Genomic DNA, 17,325 nt, shown 5'->3' on the forward strand with positions numbered 1-17,325 from the left:
TCGAAGGCTGAAACCGTCACGCCGCGACAGCCATCAACAGACCTAACAAAGCACTACTAGCGCGAGATGGGCACGTTTCTGACCGTCCCGAGATCCTTCACGTCGAAGGTCATCGACGTGGTGCCCTCCGGCGGCGCGGGGAAGTAGATGTAACCGCGCTGCGTGGAGCCGGCGGGAATCGTCGTGACCCCGTTCTGCAGGAAGTGCGACTCGCTCGTCCGCGTGCCGAAGTACCGCGCCTTGGTGGCCTCGTCCACGAGCGTGATCGCACTGAACGGCGACATCGCCACGTACTCGTGCGCGAACACCGCGCTGAACGGCTGGGGCACGGGCACGACGAACGTCTCCTTGTTCGTGTTCTCGATCTCGAAGGGCGCGACCAGGAGCGCCCCGTCCCGGTAGAGGGGATGCACATCCAGCCGCAGCTCTCCCCGGGTCAGCGACCCGACCACGGGCCCCAGGTCATCCCCCCTGAACGGCGCTGGCTCGGCGGCCACCGTCGCACCCGTCGTCGCCGAGGGCGACAGGGTGACCGTCATGTCCGGGGTGCGGTTCTTCACCTTGTAGGAGATCTCCACCCGGCGGTTGCGCGCCCTGCCCTCGGGGTTGTCGCCGCCGTCCGGTCTTTCGTTCTTGGCGATCGGCTCGTGCTCGCCCTTGCCCGTGGCCCGGTACGTGTAGTCGACCCCCAGCATGCGTGCCAGGTAGTCCCGGACGGCCTTCGCCCGCCGTTCCGACAGCCGCTGATTGTAGGCGTCCTCGCCCTTGCTGTCGGTGTGTCCCTCGATCTCGACGGGCGGCCTGGCGGGATCGGCGCGCTCCCGCGTCTCCTGGGCCACCTCCCGCAGGATGGACGCCGCCTTCGGCGAGAGAGTGGCCTGGTCGAAGGCGAACAGCACGTCAGTGCGCAGGGCGAGGGTCTCGTCCTCACCCTGCTGCGTGACCGACCTCTCGGGCGTCTCCACGTACTCCTGCACGTCGGCCACATAGGACCAGGCGTCGGCGGTCGGCGGCGTCACCGGCCACTGGAACACGCCTCCCGGCTCGGCCTGGCCCTCCTCTCCGGGCTTGGCGACGGGCGGTGGCGCGCCGTCGGTCACGGGGATGCCGGTCAGCTCGCCCAGCCCTGCCATGGCGAGCACCGTCACCTGCTTCACCCCCGCGGGCAGCGGTGGGAAATAGACCTCCACCGGGTAGCGGGTGCCCTTCCTGAAGGAGTCCACGGTGGAGTTCTTCCTGGTGCCGAACGCCTTCTTCCCGTCCTGCTCGCGCAGCGTGAAGTACAGCTTCCTGCCGACCGGGTCCAGCAGCCAGAACTGGGCGAAGTCGGTGGTGAGCGGGCCGAGGCCGAAGTCGGCTCCGTGGAAGTCGGCGGTGTTGACGGAGAGCTCCATCTTCAGAGCGGTGAGGTCGCGATGCCGTTCGACGGCCTTGATCTCCAGATCCACCGGCGCGCCCGCGCTGACCACGCCTCGGCGGGCGAACCCCTTGCCTTGCGCGGCGGTCGAGGGGACCAGCTGCGGCGACGGCGTCTGCCGTGTTGTCTCCTTCTGCTCACCGGGCGTCTGCCGCACCTCACCCGGCGAGGGCGCCGGCGCGGAACACCCCCCGAGTACGACCATGACAGCGACGGACACGGTCAGGGCGGTGCCACGCACAACAAACTCTCCCTTCAACGAGATCATTCGCGACTGAGATCGGCCGTCAAGTTGATACTCCCGACTGTGGCAGGGCGTCAGAACTCCCAGGCGTCGTCGCGCAGGAGCACCACCTTCCCGCCGGGCCCCAGCCCGGTGACCGTGACGTCCGGGCCGCCGACCATGAAGTCGACGTGCACGCGCGAGGTGTTCACACCCGCCGCGTCGAGCCGTGCGGGATCGTCGGTACGCAGGTGGGCGGGCACGCCCGGAGGCAGCCCGGCGCCCCAGGCCAGGTGGCAGGTGGCGTTCTCGTCCAGAAGGGTCTCCATGAAGGTGAGGCCGCTCTCGCCCACCCGCGAGGAGCTGTCGACCAGAGCGAGCTCGCCCAGCCGGGCCGCTCCCGCGTCGGTGGCCTGGTGCGCGCGGACGACGTCGGCTCCGGCGCTCGCCCTGACACCGGTCACGACGCCGTCGGCGAAGGTCAGTTCCAGATCGCGGATGACCGTGCCGTCGAGGGACAGCGGCCGGGTGGCGCGGACCGTGCCGTCGACGCGCCGGTAGTCGGGAGTCGTGAACACCTCCTCGGTCGGCAGGTTGGCCTGGAACGGGCGGCCCTGGACGTCCTCCAGGCGGGCGGCGGTCCAGTGGGCGTCCGGGAGCAGGCCGATGCTCAGGTCGGTGCCGGGGCCCTCGAACCGCACGGCGTCCAGGCGCATCTCGGTGAGCCGTCGAGCGCGATCGAGCAGTTCGGCGATGCGCTGCCGCCACGCCGCGCGCGGATCGGGCTCGTCGAGACGGAGGATGCGGCGCAGGTGCCGCCACAGCCTGGCCTGGTCGGGTTCGCCGAAGACGGCACGGGCCCACTCGGGTGTCGGGCAGGGGACGATCGTCCAGCGGACCAGGTTGTCGAGCTGGAGCCGCTGCCGTGAGGTCAGGGCCGGCATGCGGTCCAGCCCGACGCGCACCGGGTCCAGCCCGGCCAGGAGGTCGGGGGCGGCGGCGCCGCGGACGTTGACGATGATGCCGCCGTTCCGCCCCAGTTCGTCGTTGCGGGCGTCGAGCCACGAGGGCACCTCGGCCAGGCTCGCGGTGTCGGCGTGCCGGAGTCGGGATCGTTTGGCGTGCGGATCGAAGTACCAGATGTCGGCGTAGCGGGCGCCTCTGGCGTACGCAGCCTCGGCCAGGGCGCGGGCGAGCGGGGCATGCTCGATCTCGGCGTTGATCAGCACCCGGTCGTCCGCCAGCAGGGGCACGGCCACGTCGAACACGACGTCGGCATAGCCGGACAGGTCAGCGGGGGGAACGGTCAAGGGGGGCTCCTTCGTGTTCGTGGTGACGTACGGGCAGGAACAGCAGCGCTCCGGCGGCGGACACGACGCCCGCGAGGGCGAAGCCGCCGGCCAGGCCGAACCGGTCGGCGAGGGCGCCGAGGGCCAGGGCGGCGGTGAGGAATCCGATGTCGAAGAAGGCCGTCGTGGTGGCGACGGCGGATCCGCGTTCGCGGGCGGGCAGGCCGTGCACCGCCATCCTGAGGAAGGCGGGCAGCCCGAGGCCCTGCCCGGCGCCGATCAGCGCGATCGCGCACCAGGTCCCGGCCGGAGAGGGCCAGGCGGCGAGCAGGATCGATCCCGTCCCGGTCAGCAGGAGGGAGGTGACGGCCAGGCGCGTCGGGGCGGCCGTGGCGAGCAGGCGATGTCCGGCCAGTCGGATGGCGACGAGGACGCCGCCGTAGACCAGGAAATGGAGGCCGCCGGAACCGCCGAGCGCGGCGAGGTGCAGCGGCAGGAAGGCGCTGATGGCGGTGTAGCCCCACACGGAGGCCAGGTAGCCGAAGCCGGGTCGTAGAGCGGACGTGTGGTACAGCCGGGCCCGCCGGGTTCCCGGATCCGGGCTCGCGCTCTCCGTGTCCGGGCTCATCGTCTTCGGCAGGGCGAGGCCGAGCGCCGCCGACCCCAGCGCCACGGCCGCGGCCGTGACCCAGACTGCGGCGAACCCGGACGCGGCGTACAGCGTCTCGGCGATGACGGGCCCCGTGAGCAGGCCGGCGTTGACGGCGACGGAGAAGTGGTTGATCGCCGCGCCGGGCCGCCGGTGGTCGCTGGCCAGAGTTGCGAGGCCGACGTAGGCGAGCGCCTCACCGACGCCGGCGACGCCGCGCAGGACGAGGAAGAGCGGTAACTGCCCGACGGCGAGCAGCGCGAGGGACGTGCCGGACAGCAGCAGCGCGCCCGCGCACAGGGCCGTGCGGCGTCCGGCCCTGTCGGCCACCCGTCCGGCCAGCGGGCGTGCGAGCACCCCGGCCACCGCGGTGACGGCCAGCGAGACGCCCACCATGCCCGCCTGCTGCCCCAGCGGGCCGGTGACGTATCGCGGAACCGCCGGGATGAGCAGTCCGATCGACAGGAACGCGCCAGCCGCGCAGACGAGCAGACGGCCGATCACCGCTCGTCACGCAGTTCTGGCAGGCGGCCGATCACCGTTCGTCACGCAGTTCGAGCAGGAGCGCGGTCATGCTGACCTTGACGCCGTCGTGCGGCGGGCCGGCCTTGTCGTGCAGGAGCGCCACGGCCTGGTCGATCAGGCCGACGATCTCCTCCCAGACGGGCCTGGCCAGCCATACCTCGGCGTCCATCGACGTGCGCTGGCGATCAGTCTCAGCCAGGCGCCTGGCCAGGTCAGTGCTCATCGCCCGGTGGACGAGTTGCCGTCCCTCGGACCGGTCGAGGCGCTCGCCGCTGGACGGATCGTACCGGTACCGCAGTTGCGGACGGCCCTTGCCTGCCCGCGGACGCTCGTCCGTCTGCTGGAGGAAGCCCGCTTTGGCCAACTGGCGCAGGTGGTAGCTGGCTGAGGCGTGCGCGATGCCGAGTTCGTCGGCGACCTCGGTGGCCGACATCGTCGCGCCGGTGAGCAGCGACACGATGCGGATGCGCAGCGGGTTGGCCAGGGCGCGCAGGGGAACCAGGTCATCCTGATTTTCCAAAGACACCTTGGGATTATAATTTATCCAACAGCTCTTGGGAAAGAGGTGGCTCTGCGACGCGCCCTCAGGGCTGGACGGCAGTGCCGGACGATCGCGGCGTTCATCCCGGAGAGCGAGGATGAGGCGGGGCCGCGGCGTGGCGGGCCGAATCGCCCAAGCGGTAACGAACGGCGCAGACTTCATCGAGCCGCTGCTGGAGGTCCTCGACCTTCCACCGCCGCAGCGAGCAGCTCACGCGGTACGACCTGTTCGATCGCGTTCCACACCTGCGACGGCCCGACGAGAAGGCCTTGCACCTCCTTCGGCCTCCAGCGCCTCACGGCGGACCGGGACTTCGTGTCGATCACTGAGCACGAGCGACATCCGTTAGGGTTCACGGATGCTGCTGACGATCCTTGGCGGATGCGGTGCGTGGCCGGCGGCGGGCCAGGCCTGCAGTGGTTACCTCGTGGAGCACGACGGGTTCAGGCTGCTCGTCGACCTTGGACACGCGACGGTGCCGCGGCTGCTGGAACGGGTCGACGCCGATCAGATCGATGCGGTGTTCATCAGCCACGGACATCCCGACCACTGCGCCGACCTGAACCCGCTGTTGCGGGCGCGCACCATGCGTGATGACCCGCCGGCGCCGTTGCCGGTGTACTCGCTGCCCGGCGCCCTGGACGCGGTGCTCGCGCTGGACCGCCCAGGAGTGCTGACCGACGCCTACGTCCTGCACGAGTTCACCGCCGGCAGCGGATTCGACATCGGCCCGTTTCGCGCACGGACTCGCCTGCTGCCGCACTCGGTGCCCAATGCCGGCATACGGCTGACAGCGGGCGGACGGGTGCTCGCGTACACGGGCGACAGCGGCCCGAGTCCCGACAGGGTGGAACTGGCGCGTGACGCTGACCTGCTCCTGGCCGAGGCCACCTTTGTGAACCAGGTCCCGGAGGATTCCCGACGTCACCTGACGAGCGCTCGTCAGGCAGGCCGGCAAGCCCTGGAGGCCGATGTCCGGCGCCTGGTGCTGACGCACCTGCAGCCAGGCACGGACGCCCCGGCCGCGCGAGCCGCCGCCGGGGCCGGCTACGACGGTGAGATCGGCATCGCCACGTCCGGTCTCACCTTCGACCTTTCGTGAGCCAAGGTTTCGGGGATCGAAGAACGTTCACCGGACGCGGGCTTGGACAGGACTCCACCCGTCATCGCTGTCTCGGTTCACCGCGCTGCTGGTCGCGCCGATGACCGATCCGGGTGTTCGGGCAGCAAGCCGGCGAGCACAGCGTCGGCGTGGAACTCGGCCACGAAGACGGTCGCGGCGAACGGCGCGAAACCCGCTGGCTGATCGGCGCCTACGGCGCCCACAGCACCGTGCGTGAGACGGCGGGCATCACCCGGCAGAGAGCCGACCTGAAGCGGGGGTTCATCCTGGGTGACGTCGCCGTGGACTGGCCGCTCACGCGGGACCGCTTCCATGTCTACTTCGGCAAGTCCGGCCTCGTGGCCGTCTTCCCCATGATCGGGGGATACTGGCGAATCCTGGCCAGCACGCCGACGACCGGCCGCCGCAGACCCCAGGGCTGGACGACTTCGCCGCCTACGTCGCCGAACGCACACCCCTGGACTCTCGCGTACGCGATCTGCAGTGGAGTTCGTCGTTCGTGGCCCGCGAGAGCCTGGCCGACCGGCTTCGCCAGGGCCGGATCCTCCTGGCCGGCGACGCCGCGCACAGCCACAGCCCGGTGGGCGGCCAGGGCATGAACACCGGCATGCAGGACGCCTACAACCTGGGCTGGAAACTCGCGCTCGTCGTCACCGGGCGCGCCGAGGAGTCTCTCCTGGACAGCTACGAGGCCGAACGCCGGCCCGTGGTCAAGGCCGTGGTCGAGGCGACCTCGGCCACCACGAAGGCCGCCACCGGCAGCACACTGGACGCCGCAGTGGCGCGCAAGAAGCCCGAGAACTCGACGGATGGGGAGCTGGCGGCCAGCTAGGAGCCGTCGTTACGGGAGTCCGCCGGGAAGACGGCGACGCCCGGAGCGGCCGGTACGGGTCCAGGGACGGGCTCGACCGGGTTCGGTGCGGGCACCGGCTGCGCCAGCACCAGCGTCAGGTCGTCGCGCAGGTCGCCGGCGTGCTCGTCGAGCAGATCGAGCAGGTTGGGCAGCGCGTGGTCGAGGCCCGGCGCGGCCAGGGCGTACCGGACCTGCTGGTCGAGCGGGAACTCCACGCCGTCGGCGTCCCTGGCCTCGCTCAGGCCGTCGGTGTAGAGCAGCAGCCGCTGGGAGAGGCCGAGACCGGCGCGCCGCATCCGCGGCGTGGGGCCCAGGCCCAGCGGCGGCGAGGGCTCGGGCGGCTCCAGCGGCTCCAGGCGGTGGCCGATGCGCAGGGGCGCCGGGTGGCCGCAGTTGACCAGCCGCACCTCGCCGGGCACGAACTCGGCCAGCAGGACGGTCACGAAGTCCTCCTCGCCCAGGTGCGGCGCGAGGTCGGCGTCGAGCGTCGCGGCCAGCGCCACCAGGTCGGGCTCGGCGGGCGCGTGCCGGCGGAAGGAGGCCAGCACGACGGCGCTCAGGCGGACGGCCTCCATGCCCTTGCCCTTGACGTCACCGACGATCAGCCGCACCCCCGTGGGCGCGACCAGCGCGTCGTGCAGGTCGCCGCCGATGAGCGCCTGGTCGGTCGCCGAACGGGTGTGGACGGCCAGGCTCATGCCGCCGAGCCGGGGCGGCATCGGCCGGACGATCGCCTGCTGGGCGAGCTCGGCGATCTGGCGCACCCGGGCGAGCTCACGCTCCTGGCCGCGCTGGATCCGGAGGCTCACGACCATCCAGCCGGCCGCGGCGGCGAGGACGAGCAGGCCCGTCAGAGGGTCGAAACCGCCGCCCCGGAAGGTGACGAACAGCGCGACAACCACTTCGACCAGCAGGAACAGCAGGAACCAGCCTCGCTGTGAACGCATGGTATGTCTCCGGTTATCGGCTTCTTCTTTCCGGATGCGGCGAACAGGGTGAGTAGCTACTTTCTCACTTTTAGTCACGCAGTGCATCAGGTTCCGGCAAGCTGCTTTCATAACTTCATCCGATTGGTGGCGATCACGATGGCAGGTAAGTGGCAGGCGGGCAACCTTCCAGCGGAACTCACGAGCCTGATCGGCCGCGGCAACGAGCTGGAGCAGGTGCGGAGGGCGTGCCGGCGGTCGCGGCTGGTGACCCTGACCGGGGTGGGCGGTGTGGGCAAGACCCGCCTGGCCCTGCGGGCCGCCGCCGACCTGCGGCCCGCCTACGCCGGCGGCTCCTGGCTGGTCGAGCTGTCGCCGCTGGACGACGGGACCCTGCTGCCGCACGCCATCGCCGAGGCGCTCCGGCTCACCGACCAGACCACCAGGCCCATGGCCGAGGTGCTGGCCGAGCACCTGTTCGGCCGGGAGCTGCTGCTCGTGCTCGACACCTGCGAGCACCTGGTCGGCGCCTGCGCGGCGACCGTCGAGGCGCTGCTCGCCGCGGTGCCGGGGCTGCACGTCCTGGCCACCAGCCGCCGTCCGCTGGAGGTGGACCCCGAGCTGGTGATCGTGGTCGAGCCGCTGCCGGTGCCGGCCGCGGGCGCCACCGCGCTGCTCGACCAGGACGCGGTGACCCTGCTCGTCGAGCGCGCCGCGGAGACGATGCCGACCTTCGAGGTCACCGACACCAACCGGGACGACGTCGTCCGGCTGTGCCGCAGGCTCGAAGGCATCCCGCTGGCGATCGAGCTGGCCGCCGCCCGGCTGCGCGACCTGCCCCTGGGCCATCTGGCCGACCGGCTGGAGGACCGCTTCGCCACGCTGGAGGACGACCTCGCGCTCGTCCAGGAGGCCGACCCGCCCTGGCACCAGGCGCTGCGTACCGCGGTCGGGTGGAGCCACGAGCTGTGCGAGCCCGCCGAGCGCCTGCTGTGGGCGCGGGTGTCGGTGTTCTCCGGCGACTTCGACGCCGAGGCGGCCCGCCGGGTGTGCGCCGACGAACGGCTGCCCGAGGCCGACATCGGGCTGCTGCTCGACGCCCTGGCCGACGAGTCGATCCTGACCTGGCTGCCGACCGGGTCGGGGGAGCGCTACCGCATGCTCGACACGCTGCGCGAGTACGGCGCCGGCTGGCTGCGCGGCCTCGGCGAGGAGGAGGAGCTGCGCCGCCGGCACCGCGCCCACTACCAGGACCTGGCCGTACGCGGCGCGGCCGGCTGGCTCGGCTCCGGCCAGCCCACCTGGTACGACCGGATGGTCGGCGAGCACGACAACCTGCGCGCCGCGCTGGAGACCGCGCTCGGCGAGCGGGACGGCGCCGCCGCCCTGGACCTGGCCGGCACGCTGGCCTTCTTCTGGTACGGCTGCGGCTACGCCAAGGAGGGCCGCCACTACCTCCGCCAGGCCCTCGACCTGGCCTCCGAGCAGACCCCCGGCAAGATCCGCGCCCGCGCCCTGTGGGCCGACGGCCTGCTCGCCGCCACCCAGGGGGACGCCGCCGCCGCCGAGGCGCGGGCCGAGGAGTGCGAGGCCGCCGCGGACGACGACGACGCCTTCGCCGCGCTGTGCGTCAAGGCGCTGCGCTCGTCGGCCGGCGTGATCCGCGGCGACCTGGAGCAGGCCATGACGGAGTCGGAGCCGGCGTACGCCATGCGCTGGAGCGACGACGACCTGACGATCGCGGGGCTGCTGGCGTTGATGTGCCGGGCGGTCGCGCACACCGTCGGCGGCCGGATCGAGGAGGCGATCTCGGTGCTGGAGGACCTGCGCGCCCTGTGCGACCAGCGTGGCGAGCAGGCCATGCGCTCCCACGGCGACCTGCTGCGCGGCCAGGCCGAGCTGGCCCGCGGGCGGGTGGGGGCGGCCGTCGCCTACGGGCAGGCGGCGCTGCGCACCAAGCGCCGGATGCACGACGACTTCGGCATCGGCCTGACCGTCGACCTGCTGGCGCTCGGCGCGGGCGCGGCGGGCCGGGCGGAGCGGGCGGCCCGGCTGCTGGGGCTGGCGCAGCGGATCTGGAGCACCCATGGGCAGGCGCAGGCCAGCGTCCCGGCCTGGGTGGCGGCCCGGCAGGAGTGCGAGCGGCAGGCGCGCGAGGCCCTGGGGGACGACGCGTACGGGTCGGCGTTCCGCGCCGGGTACGACGGCGAGGTCGAGGCGGGCATCGCTTACGCGCTCGAACCCGAGGGGGAGGGGCTGCCGAACGTGTGAGACGGCCGATCCTGGGACTCCGACGTGGCGGAGGAGGCAGATGTCGCCTGCCTGACGGTGACAGCCTCACCTCTTGGATCCATCGGCGTTACCACGGAGAGTAGGGAGACATCCGTACATGGGAGGCTGCATTGGACACCCGTCCACTTTCGTTCCCGGTTCCCGGCGAGCGGACGTCCGAGACGATCCGCCGGCTGCGGGACGAGCACGGCCCCGTCCTGCCCGTCCTGCTCCCCGGGGGGGTGAACGGCTGGCTGGTGACCTCCTACGAGGCGACGGACGAGGTGCTGGCCAACGACGACACGCTCTACAGCAAGGACGCCAGGAACTTCACGGGCCTGCATGACGGCACGGTCCCCGCCGACTGGCCGCTGCGCCAGGTCATCCAGGGCGACCACCTGCTGACCAAGGACGGCGCCGACCACCGGCGGCTGCGCAGCCTCGTCAACCGGGCCTTCACCCCGGCCCGGGTGGCCGCGCTCGCGCCGCGCGTCCAGGAGATGACCGACGAGCTGCTCGACCGCCTGGCCGAGCGCGACGGCGAGGTCGATCTCGTGCACGCCTTCAGCGAGCCGCTGCCCGTCGCCGTGATCTGCGAGCTGTTCGGCGTCCCCGGGGAGGAGCGGGCGCAGATCCGCGAGTGGACCGGGGTGATGTTGTCGCACGCCGCCACCCCCGACGAGGTGAACGCGGCGGCCGGGGCGTTGCTCGGCTACCTGGCGGCCTTCATCGCGCGCCGCCGCGGCGAGCCGGGCGACGACCTGACCACCGGCCTCATCCGCGCCAACGAGGACGACGGCGACCGCCTGTCCGACAACGAGCTGCTGTGGATCCTGTGGGTCGTGCTCGTCGCCGGTCACGAGACGACCGTGCACCTGATCGCCAAGGCGGTCTTGGCCCTGTGCGCCGACCCCGCCCAGCTCGAACGCGCCCGTACGGAGGACGCGTGGGAGCAGGTGGTCGAGGAGGCGCTGCGCAGCCGCAACTCGGTCGTCGGCCTGGTGTTCCGCTACGCCCTCAAGGACGTCACGGTCGCCGGGACGACCATCCGGGCAGGCCAGCCCATCGTCGTCGGGCTCACCGGCGCGGGCACCGACCCGGCCCGCTACGGCCCGGACGCCGGCCACTTCGACCTGGGCAAGGCCAAGGACGGGCATCTGGGCTTCGGCCGGGGCCCGCACTTCTGCCTGGGGGCGCCGCTGGCCCGGCTGGAGGCCAGGATCGCGTTGTCGTCGCTGTTCGCCAGGTTCCCCGGGCTGCGCCTGGCGGTCGAGCCGGGCGAGATCGCCTACACGTCGTCGATCATCACCGAGGGGCCGCTGGCGTTGCCCGTACTGCTGCGCTGATTCTGCCTGCCAAACCGGCTTTCCGTGATCCGGAACAGGGTGGCCGGGCCGAGGGGCGATAGTCCGTGGACGCCGCCCGGCCCGGCCGCTTTCGTCTTCTCGGCCGGGCCGTGGCCTGACGGATCAGGGCGCCGGCACGCCGCCGTCGAGGTCGAGGGCGAGGTCCAGGGCGGCCAGGCGGGCGGGGTCGGAGACGATGTCGATCTCGGTGATGCGCTCGCCGTCCGTCGTGACCCGCAGCACCAGGAACAGCCTGCCGCCGCGCAGGACGCCGATGCCCGGCACGCCGTCGACGAGCACGAGGCCGGCGAACCGCGCGCCGCCCGCGCCGGTGAGCGTGCCCTGCGCCACCGGACGGGCCCCGCGCCGCTCGCCGCCCGACCCCGGCAGGTCCGACCGGTGCAGGACGTCGGGATCGAGCACCGCGAGCAGCGCGTGCAGGTCGCCGGCGCGGGCCGCGGCCAGGAAGGCGGCCACGAGCCTGTGCTGCCTGGCGTGGTCGGGGGCGGGCAGGACGGGCGTGCCGTGCACCCGCTGCCGCGCCCGGCTGGCCAGCTTCTTGGCCGTGGCGGGGGAGCGCGCGACGATCTCCGCGATCTCCCCGAACGGCACCGCGAACAGGTCGTGCAGCACGAACGCGACCCGCTCGGCCGGGCTCAGCGTGTCGAGGACCACGAGCAGGGCGAGCCCGACCGAGTCGGCCAGCACCGCCGCGTCGGCCGGATCGCCGTCATGGACGCTCACCTGGTCGAACCGCTCCGCCTCGACGAGGTGCTCGCCCCTGCGCCCGCGGACGCGCAACATGTCGAGGCAGACCCGGCCGACGATCGTGGTCAGCCAGCCGGGCACGTTCGCGACCTCGTCCGCGCCGGCGCGGGCGGCACGCAGCCAGGTCTCCTGGACGGCGTCGTCGGCCTCGTCGGCCGAGCCGAGCATGCGGTAGGCCACCGCCCGCAGATGGCTCCTGGTCAGGTCGAAGTGCTCGGCCAGGTGGGCTTGCGCGTTCATCGGTCACCTTTCGTCGCGCCGGGTCGTCATACAGGCGGCTGAGCGACGACGGGGGGCGACCATGGCGGCATCCTAAGGCCCGTCCGGGGGTGGTGAAGGGCTCCGGTGCGCGTGCGCGCCGGGGCCCGCAGGCATGTCCCGGGGGTGATCGTGCTCCTTCTGATCGGCGGTCACCTTTCCCGGGCCCCCGTCGTCAGGGTGGTGAGTCTTCACGAAGGAGTGACCGATGACGTACGACAACCTGCGCACCGCGGTCGAGGGGCGTGTGTGGCTGCCCGGCGACGAGGGTTTCGAGGAGGCCGCCAGGGCGTGGAACCTGACGGTGGCCCAGCCGGTGGCCGCCGTGGTCGAGGCGGCGGACGCCGGCGACGTGGCCGCCCTGGTCCGCCATGCCCGCCAGGAGGGGCTGACCGTCTCCGCCCAGCCGCGCGGGCACGGCGCGAGCGGCGCCTGCGACGGCGTGATCCTGCTGCGCACCAACCGGCTGGACGAGCTGGAGATCCACCCCGGCGAGCGGCGCGCCCGCGCCGGCGCCGGCGTGAACTGGGGCGCGGTGCAGGCCGAGGCGGGCAGGCACGGCCTGACCGGGCTCGCCGGCAGCAGCCCCACCGTGACGGTCACCGGCTACACCCTCGGCGGCGGCCTGAGCTGGTTCGGCCGCAGGTACGGCTGGGCGGCCGACGCCGTGCGCGCCTTCGACGTCGTGGACGCCGAGGGCCGGCCCGCGCGGGTGACCGAGGAGAGCGACCCCGACCTGTTCTGGGCGCTGCGCGGCGGCGGCGGCGACTTCGCGCTGGTGACCGCCGTCGAGTTCGACCTGTACGCCGAGCGCGCCCTGTACGGCGGCCGCCTCATGTGGCCCGGCCAGAAGGCGGCCGAGGTGTTCGCGGCCTTCCGGGAGCTGACCGCCGACGCGCCGCCCGAGCTGTCGTTGTGGCTGAACCGGGTGCAGCACCCCAAGGCGCCCCCGATGGTGACCGTGGACCTGGCCTACCTGGGTGAGGCGGCCGAGGCCGAGGACCTGCTGAGCCGCCTGACCAAGATCGACGGCGTGCTGGCCGACACGCGGGCCGCCATGGCCACGGCCGACCTCGGCGCGATCACCGCCGAGCCGACCGACCCGGCGCCCGCGGTGGCCCGTACCGAGCTGCTGACCGGGCTGGACGACGCCGCCGTGGAGATCCTGCTGGCCGGGCCGGTCGAGCCGCTGATCGCCATGCAGGTCAGGCACCTGGGCGGCGCGCTGACCCGGCCGGGGGGCGGCGCCGGGGGAGCGCTGGCCGAGCCGTACCTGCTCCACCTGCTCGGGCCCGGCGTCACCCCCCAGCTCACCCAGGCCGTACGGGCCAAGCAGGACGCGATCGTCACGGCCCTGGGGGACCGGGTCGGCGGGCGCAAGCCGTACACGTTCCTGTCGCCGGGCGAGCGGGCGGCGCAGGCGTTCCCCGAGCCCGCGCTCGCCCGGCTGCGCGAGATCAAGCGCTCGCGCGACCCGCACGGCGTGTTCCGCGCCAACTACCCGGTCCTGGACTGATCACCAGTTGGCGGGCAACCCCGGCGTCGTGGCGGGCAGGGCGCGGCCGGGCGGCCGGATGACGTAGGCGACGCCGCCGCTGCTCGAACTGCGCAGCCACACGTTCTCGAAGTCGGCGCGGGGATAGACGTGGCGGACGGCGTCGTCGCCGGACGAGGCCGGGTCGTTGGCGATCACGTCGCCCGTCGCGGTGAAGCCGACGACCACCATGAGGTGGCCGTCGGTGCCGTACCCGGCGCCGGGCAGCTCGCCCTTCTTGAACGACTGCGAGGTGATCACGGGGATGCCCGCCTTGATCAGCTGCTCCAGCTCGGTCAGGGTGCGCAGGCGGGTGATGAAGCCGTCCAGGCCGTACCGGCCGGCGTAGGCGGTGTTGAACGGCCAGTTGCCCGCGCCCTGGTAGGCGTGGTCGTAGGTGTAGCGGGCCGCGTGGTCCACCTCGGGGGCCGGGTCGGACGGGTCCACCCAGGAGGTGTCCTGCGCGCTCGGCCACCTGTCCCAGTAGCCGAGGACCATCGTGGTCGAGGTCGGGCTGCACCACGCCTCGCCGCCGCCGTCCCACTCGGGGTAGTGGCCGGCGTGCACGTTCTGGGAGCGGCGCGGGACGTTCAGCTCGACGCCCCACGCGCCGCCGCCCGGGCTGACCGGGACGGTCTTGCGGTCGGGCACGTTCGAGGCCATCGCGCCGAGCGTGCGCACCCGGGGCGTCACGGCCGAGCCCGGCGTCCGGTAGAGGGTCAGCCGGAGCTGGTACGCCGAAAGCTGCCGCCCGGCCGCCGCCACCAGCGTGTCCACGGCGACGGACGCGTCCGCGTCGCCCTGGCCGGCCACGGAGGTGCGCAGGATGTCGCCCTCGGCGTAGGACCAGCGGCCCAGGACGTACCACTTGGTCAGGCCGGCGGTGTTCCTGGCCCTGGCCTCGACCTGCACCCAGCTTCCCTGGGGCACGTCGGCGGTCCAGGAGGCGATCAGCTCGGTGGCGGGGAAGCCGACCGCGCGCTCGGGGCCGGTCCAGCGGGCGTACTCCCAGGTCTTGGTGCCCAGGGCGTCGGTGTAGGAGGTGGTGCCGGCGGCCGAGGCGAACGACAGGCCGTCACCGGCGGACGTGCCCTCGCCGGCGCCGGCGGCGAAGTCGGCCCGCTGGTAGACGACGCCGGCGACGACGGGACCGGGCTTCTTCTCCGCGACGGCGGCGGGGGGTTGGAGGGTGGTGGCCAGCAGGAGTCCGGACAGGAAGACGGTCAGCACGCGCATGAACCCACCTTGCTCGGAAGGCTTCGGATGGGGCCGACAGTAGGCACATCGGAGGGGCAAAGCATCGGGAAATCTACGTATGGGCCATGAAGCTTTCTCTGGAGCGAAACTTTCCTTTCTGGTTTCCGCTGGTCGTGCCCGTGGTGCTCGGGATGAGTTGGCGAAAGTTTCTGTGATGGATTGATATGTTTCGGGCCAGTCCGCACACTCGCCAACGAACACCTCCGCCCGCCCGCTTTGGAGGCAGACCATGATCCGGAAGTTGCTCATCCTGGGCGCCGCGTGCACGCTCGCCGCGGGCCTCGCGCTGACCTGGGCCACCACCCCCTCGAACGCCGCCGACTGCAGCGGCGGCTACGTCGGCCTCACCTACGACGACGGCCCCAACCCCGCCACCACCTCCAGCCTGCTCAACGCGCTGACCTCCAACGGCCTGCGGGCCACGATGTTCAACGTCGGCCAGAACGCCCAGAACAACCAGGCCCTGGTCCAGGCCCAGCAGAGCGCCGGCATGTGGATCGGCAACCACAGCTGGACCCACCCGCACCTGACCCAGATGAGCGCCTCCCAGATCCAGTCCGAGCTGCAACGCACCCAGCAGGCGATCCAGCAGGCCACGGGCGCCGCGCCGAGGTTGTTCAGGCCGCCGTACGGGGAGACCGACGCCACCCTGCGGTCGGTCGAGCAGCAACTCGGCCTCACCGAGGTCATCTGGGACGTCGACTCCCAGGACTGGAACGGCGCGAGCACCGCCCAGATCGTCCAGGCGGCGGGCCGGTTGCAGAACGGCCAGGTCATCCTCATGCACGACAACTACGCGACGACGATCGCCGCGGTCCCGCAGATCGCCGCGAACCTGCGCGGCCGCAACATGTGCGCGGGCATGATCTCGCCGGTGACCGGCCGGGCCGTCGCGCCCGACGGGAGCGGCCCGACCACGCCGCCCTCGTCCCCGCCGCCCTCGTCCCCGCCGCCCGGCGGCGGCACCTGCGCGGCGACCGTCTCGCAGGGCCAGCAGTGGAGCGACCGCTTCAACCTGTCGGTCACGGTCTCCGGCACGAACTCCTGGACCGTCACCGTGACCGTGCGCAGCCCGCAGAAGATCATCGCCACCTGGAACGGCACCCCGACCTGGGACGGCACGGGCAACGTCATGACGATGCGGCCGAACGGCAGCGGGAACACCTTCGGGTTCACCGTCCAGCACAACGGCAACTGGACCTGGCCCGCGGTCTCCTGCCGGGTGGGGTGAGGCCGGTCCCGGTATGGCATGCTCTCCGCCATGCTGATAAGGAACGGGACAATTGACGACATTTCCCCGATCGTGGCGTTGCACGTGGAGAGCTGGCGGACGGCCTATGCGGGCGTCATGCCCGATGCCTTCCTGAAGGGCCCCCTGGACGACGACCGGCTGGCGCTGTGGCGGGAACGGCTGGATTCGCCCGTGCCGGGGTCGGGGTTGTTCGTCGGCCATGACGACGACGGGGAGCTGCTCGGCTTCGCCTACCTGCTTCCGGCCCCGAACGGCCGCATCCTGCTCGACAACCTGCACGTGCGGCCGGGGAGCACGGGCTCGGGCGCCGGGTCGTCGTTGCTGCGGCGCGGCCTGGCCTGGGTGGCGGACGAGCACCCCGGCAGGGAGGTCTACCTGGAGGTGCTGAGCGCGAACACGCGTGCCATCGCCTTCTACGAACGACACGGCGCACGCCGTACGGACGAGCGGATGTGCCGTTTCCGGCAGGGGTTCGAACTGCCCGAGTTCGAGTACGCCTGGCGGGTGAACTGACCGGCCGGCGACGCGCGCCCGCGAGGGTCAGGTGAGGGCGTCGCGGGTCCAGGAGCCCAGGACCAGCAGGGACTTGGTGCCGGTGACGTTCCCGGCTCTGCGCAGCCGGTCGATGACCTGCTGGAGATGGCCGAGGTCGCGCACCCGTACGTGGATGAGGGCGTCGGGGTCGCCGGCGATGGTGAAGACGGCCTGAACCTCCGGCACGTCGGTCGCCGTACGGACGATCTCGCCCACCGGCGTGGTCCCCGGGTACCGCAGCTCGGTGAACGCCTCGATCCCCCATCCGAGCTTGGCGTAGTCGATCTGGACGGTGAACCCCGTGATCACGCCGATCTCCCTGAGCCGGTCGACCCGCCGCTTGACCGCCGCCACCGACAGCCCGACCTGGTCGGCCATCTCGGAGAAGGTCCGCCGGCCGTCCTCGCGCAGCAGCCGGAGCAGATGATGGTCAATGTCGTCGATGTCCGACATGTGAGAATCCTCCTTGGTGACGCAAAGATCTTCTGTGCCAGAATCGCCCAGCTCGCATTATTTGCGTCTTCATCGTGGTTTCGCGTCTGATACTTGCGCACAGTAG

At 72.1% G+C, this 17,325-nt stretch carries 14 protein-coding genes and 1 pseudogene; 7 read left to right on the top strand and 8 right to left on the bottom strand.

Annotated elements, in window-relative coordinates:
* Nucleotides 1-56 precede the first annotated feature (56 nt).
* The 4 genes from ACIHAD_RS22710 to ACIHAD_RS22725 form a co-directional block, all read right to left on the bottom strand.
* Entirely contained in the window at nt 57-1,658 is a 1,602-nt protein-coding gene (locus ACIHAD_RS22710) for an OmpA family protein (protein ID WP_397356556.1), read from the bottom strand.
* A 77-nt stretch (nt 1,659-1,735) separates the two neighbouring features.
* A complete protein-coding gene (locus ACIHAD_RS22715) occupies nt 1,736-2,950 on the bottom strand; it encodes an aminopeptidase (RefSeq protein WP_397356557.1) in 1,215 nt (404 codons plus the stop codon).
* Nucleotides 2,931-4,082 (bottom strand): MFS transporter, encoded by a 1,152-nt coding sequence (locus ACIHAD_RS22720; RefSeq protein WP_397356558.1) that lies wholly within the window; start codon nt 4,080-4,082, stop codon nt 2,931-2,933. Before ACIHAD_RS22720 ends, ACIHAD_RS22715 begins: the two co-directional genes overlap by 20 nt.
* 31 nt (nt 4,083-4,113) lie before the next feature.
* A complete protein-coding gene (locus ACIHAD_RS22725) occupies nt 4,114-4,629 on the bottom strand; it encodes an ArsR/SmtB family transcription factor (RefSeq protein WP_397356559.1) in 516 nt (171 codons plus the stop codon).
* Nucleotides 4,630-5,002: 373 nt separating this feature from the next.
* On the opposite strand from ACIHAD_RS22725, the gene ACIHAD_RS22730 reads away from it, so the two are divergent.
* Both ACIHAD_RS22730 and ACIHAD_RS22735 read left to right on the top strand, forming a co-directional pair.
* Complete coding sequence (locus ACIHAD_RS22730) at nt 5,003-5,746, top strand: MBL fold metallo-hydrolase (protein WP_397356560.1); 744 nt, start codon at nt 5,003-5,005, stop codon at nt 5,744-5,746.
* A gap of 149 nt (nt 5,747-5,895) precedes the next feature.
* A pseudogene (locus ACIHAD_RS22735) lies at nt 5,896-6,599 on the top strand (FAD-dependent monooxygenase).
* On the opposite strand, the gene ACIHAD_RS22740 reads toward ACIHAD_RS22735, so the two are convergent.
* Entirely contained in the window at nt 6,596-7,567 is a 972-nt protein-coding gene (locus tag ACIHAD_RS22740; RefSeq protein ID WP_397356561.1) for a PP2C family protein-serine/threonine phosphatase, read from the bottom strand. The pseudogene ACIHAD_RS22735 and the gene ACIHAD_RS22740 overlap by 4 nt on opposite strands.
* A gap of 138 nt (nt 7,568-7,705) precedes the next feature.
* Here ACIHAD_RS22740 and ACIHAD_RS22745 point away from each other — a divergent pair, with 138 nt between their 5' ends.
* Both ACIHAD_RS22745 and ACIHAD_RS22750 read left to right on the top strand, forming a co-directional pair.
* Nucleotides 7,706-9,817, top strand: coding sequence for an ATP-binding protein (locus ACIHAD_RS22745; RefSeq protein WP_397356563.1), 2,112 nt, complete (start codon nt 7,706-7,708; stop codon nt 9,815-9,817).
* Nucleotides 9,818-9,948: 131 nt separating this feature from the next.
* On the top strand, nt 9,949-11,163 hold the full coding sequence (locus ACIHAD_RS22750; protein WP_397356564.1) for a cytochrome P450: 1,215 nt from the start codon (nt 9,949-9,951) through the stop codon (nt 11,161-11,163).
* Nucleotides 11,164-11,286: 123 nt separating this feature from the next.
* On the opposite strand, the gene ACIHAD_RS22755 is transcribed toward ACIHAD_RS22750, so the two are convergent.
* Nucleotides 11,287-12,171, bottom strand: a complete 885-nt coding sequence (locus ACIHAD_RS22755; protein WP_397356565.1) for a sigma-70 family RNA polymerase sigma factor — start codon at nt 12,169-12,171, stop codon at nt 11,287-11,289.
* 226 nt (nt 12,172-12,397) lie between these two features.
* Here ACIHAD_RS22755 and ACIHAD_RS22760 point away from each other — a divergent pair, with 226 nt between their 5' ends.
* Nucleotides 12,398-13,705: an FAD-binding oxidoreductase gene (locus ACIHAD_RS22760; RefSeq protein WP_397356566.1), complete on the top strand. Its 1,308-nt coding sequence runs from the start codon at nt 12,398-12,400 to the stop codon at nt 13,703-13,705.
* Here the strand turns inward: ACIHAD_RS22760 and ACIHAD_RS22765 are convergent, their stop codons facing one another.
* Nucleotides 13,706-14,959 carry a C39 family peptidase gene (locus ACIHAD_RS22765; protein WP_397356567.1) on the bottom strand — a complete coding sequence of 418 codons (1,254 nt, stop codon included), beginning with the start codon at nt 14,957-14,959 and terminating at the stop codon, nt 13,706-13,708.
* Nucleotides 14,960-15,209: 250 nt separating this feature from the next.
* On the opposite strand from ACIHAD_RS22765, the gene ACIHAD_RS22770 reads away from it, so the two are divergent.
* Together ACIHAD_RS22770 and ACIHAD_RS22775 are read left to right on the top strand one after the other, a co-directional pair.
* A complete protein-coding gene (locus ACIHAD_RS22770; RefSeq protein WP_397356568.1) occupies nt 15,210-16,211 on the top strand; it encodes a polysaccharide deacetylase family protein in 1,002 nt (333 codons plus the stop codon).
* A gap of 72 nt (nt 16,212-16,283) precedes the next feature.
* Nucleotides 16,284-16,745 (top strand): GNAT family N-acetyltransferase, encoded by a 462-nt coding sequence (locus ACIHAD_RS22775; RefSeq protein ID WP_397356569.1) that lies wholly within the window; start codon nt 16,284-16,286, stop codon nt 16,743-16,745.
* A gap of 27 nt (nt 16,746-16,772) precedes the next feature.
* Here ACIHAD_RS22775 and ACIHAD_RS22780 read toward each other — a convergent pair whose 3' ends face one another.
* Nucleotides 16,773-17,219 carry an Lrp/AsnC family transcriptional regulator gene (locus ACIHAD_RS22780; RefSeq protein ID WP_397356571.1) on the bottom strand — a complete coding sequence of 149 codons (447 nt, stop codon included), beginning with the start codon at nt 17,217-17,219 and terminating at the stop codon, nt 16,773-16,775.
* Nucleotides 17,220-17,325: the final 106 nt, after the last annotated feature.

Source organism: Nonomuraea sp. NPDC052265 (assembly GCF_044547985.1).
In the GTDB taxonomy this organism is placed as follows: domain Bacteria; phylum Actinomycetota; class Actinomycetes; order Streptosporangiales; family Streptosporangiaceae; genus Nonomuraea.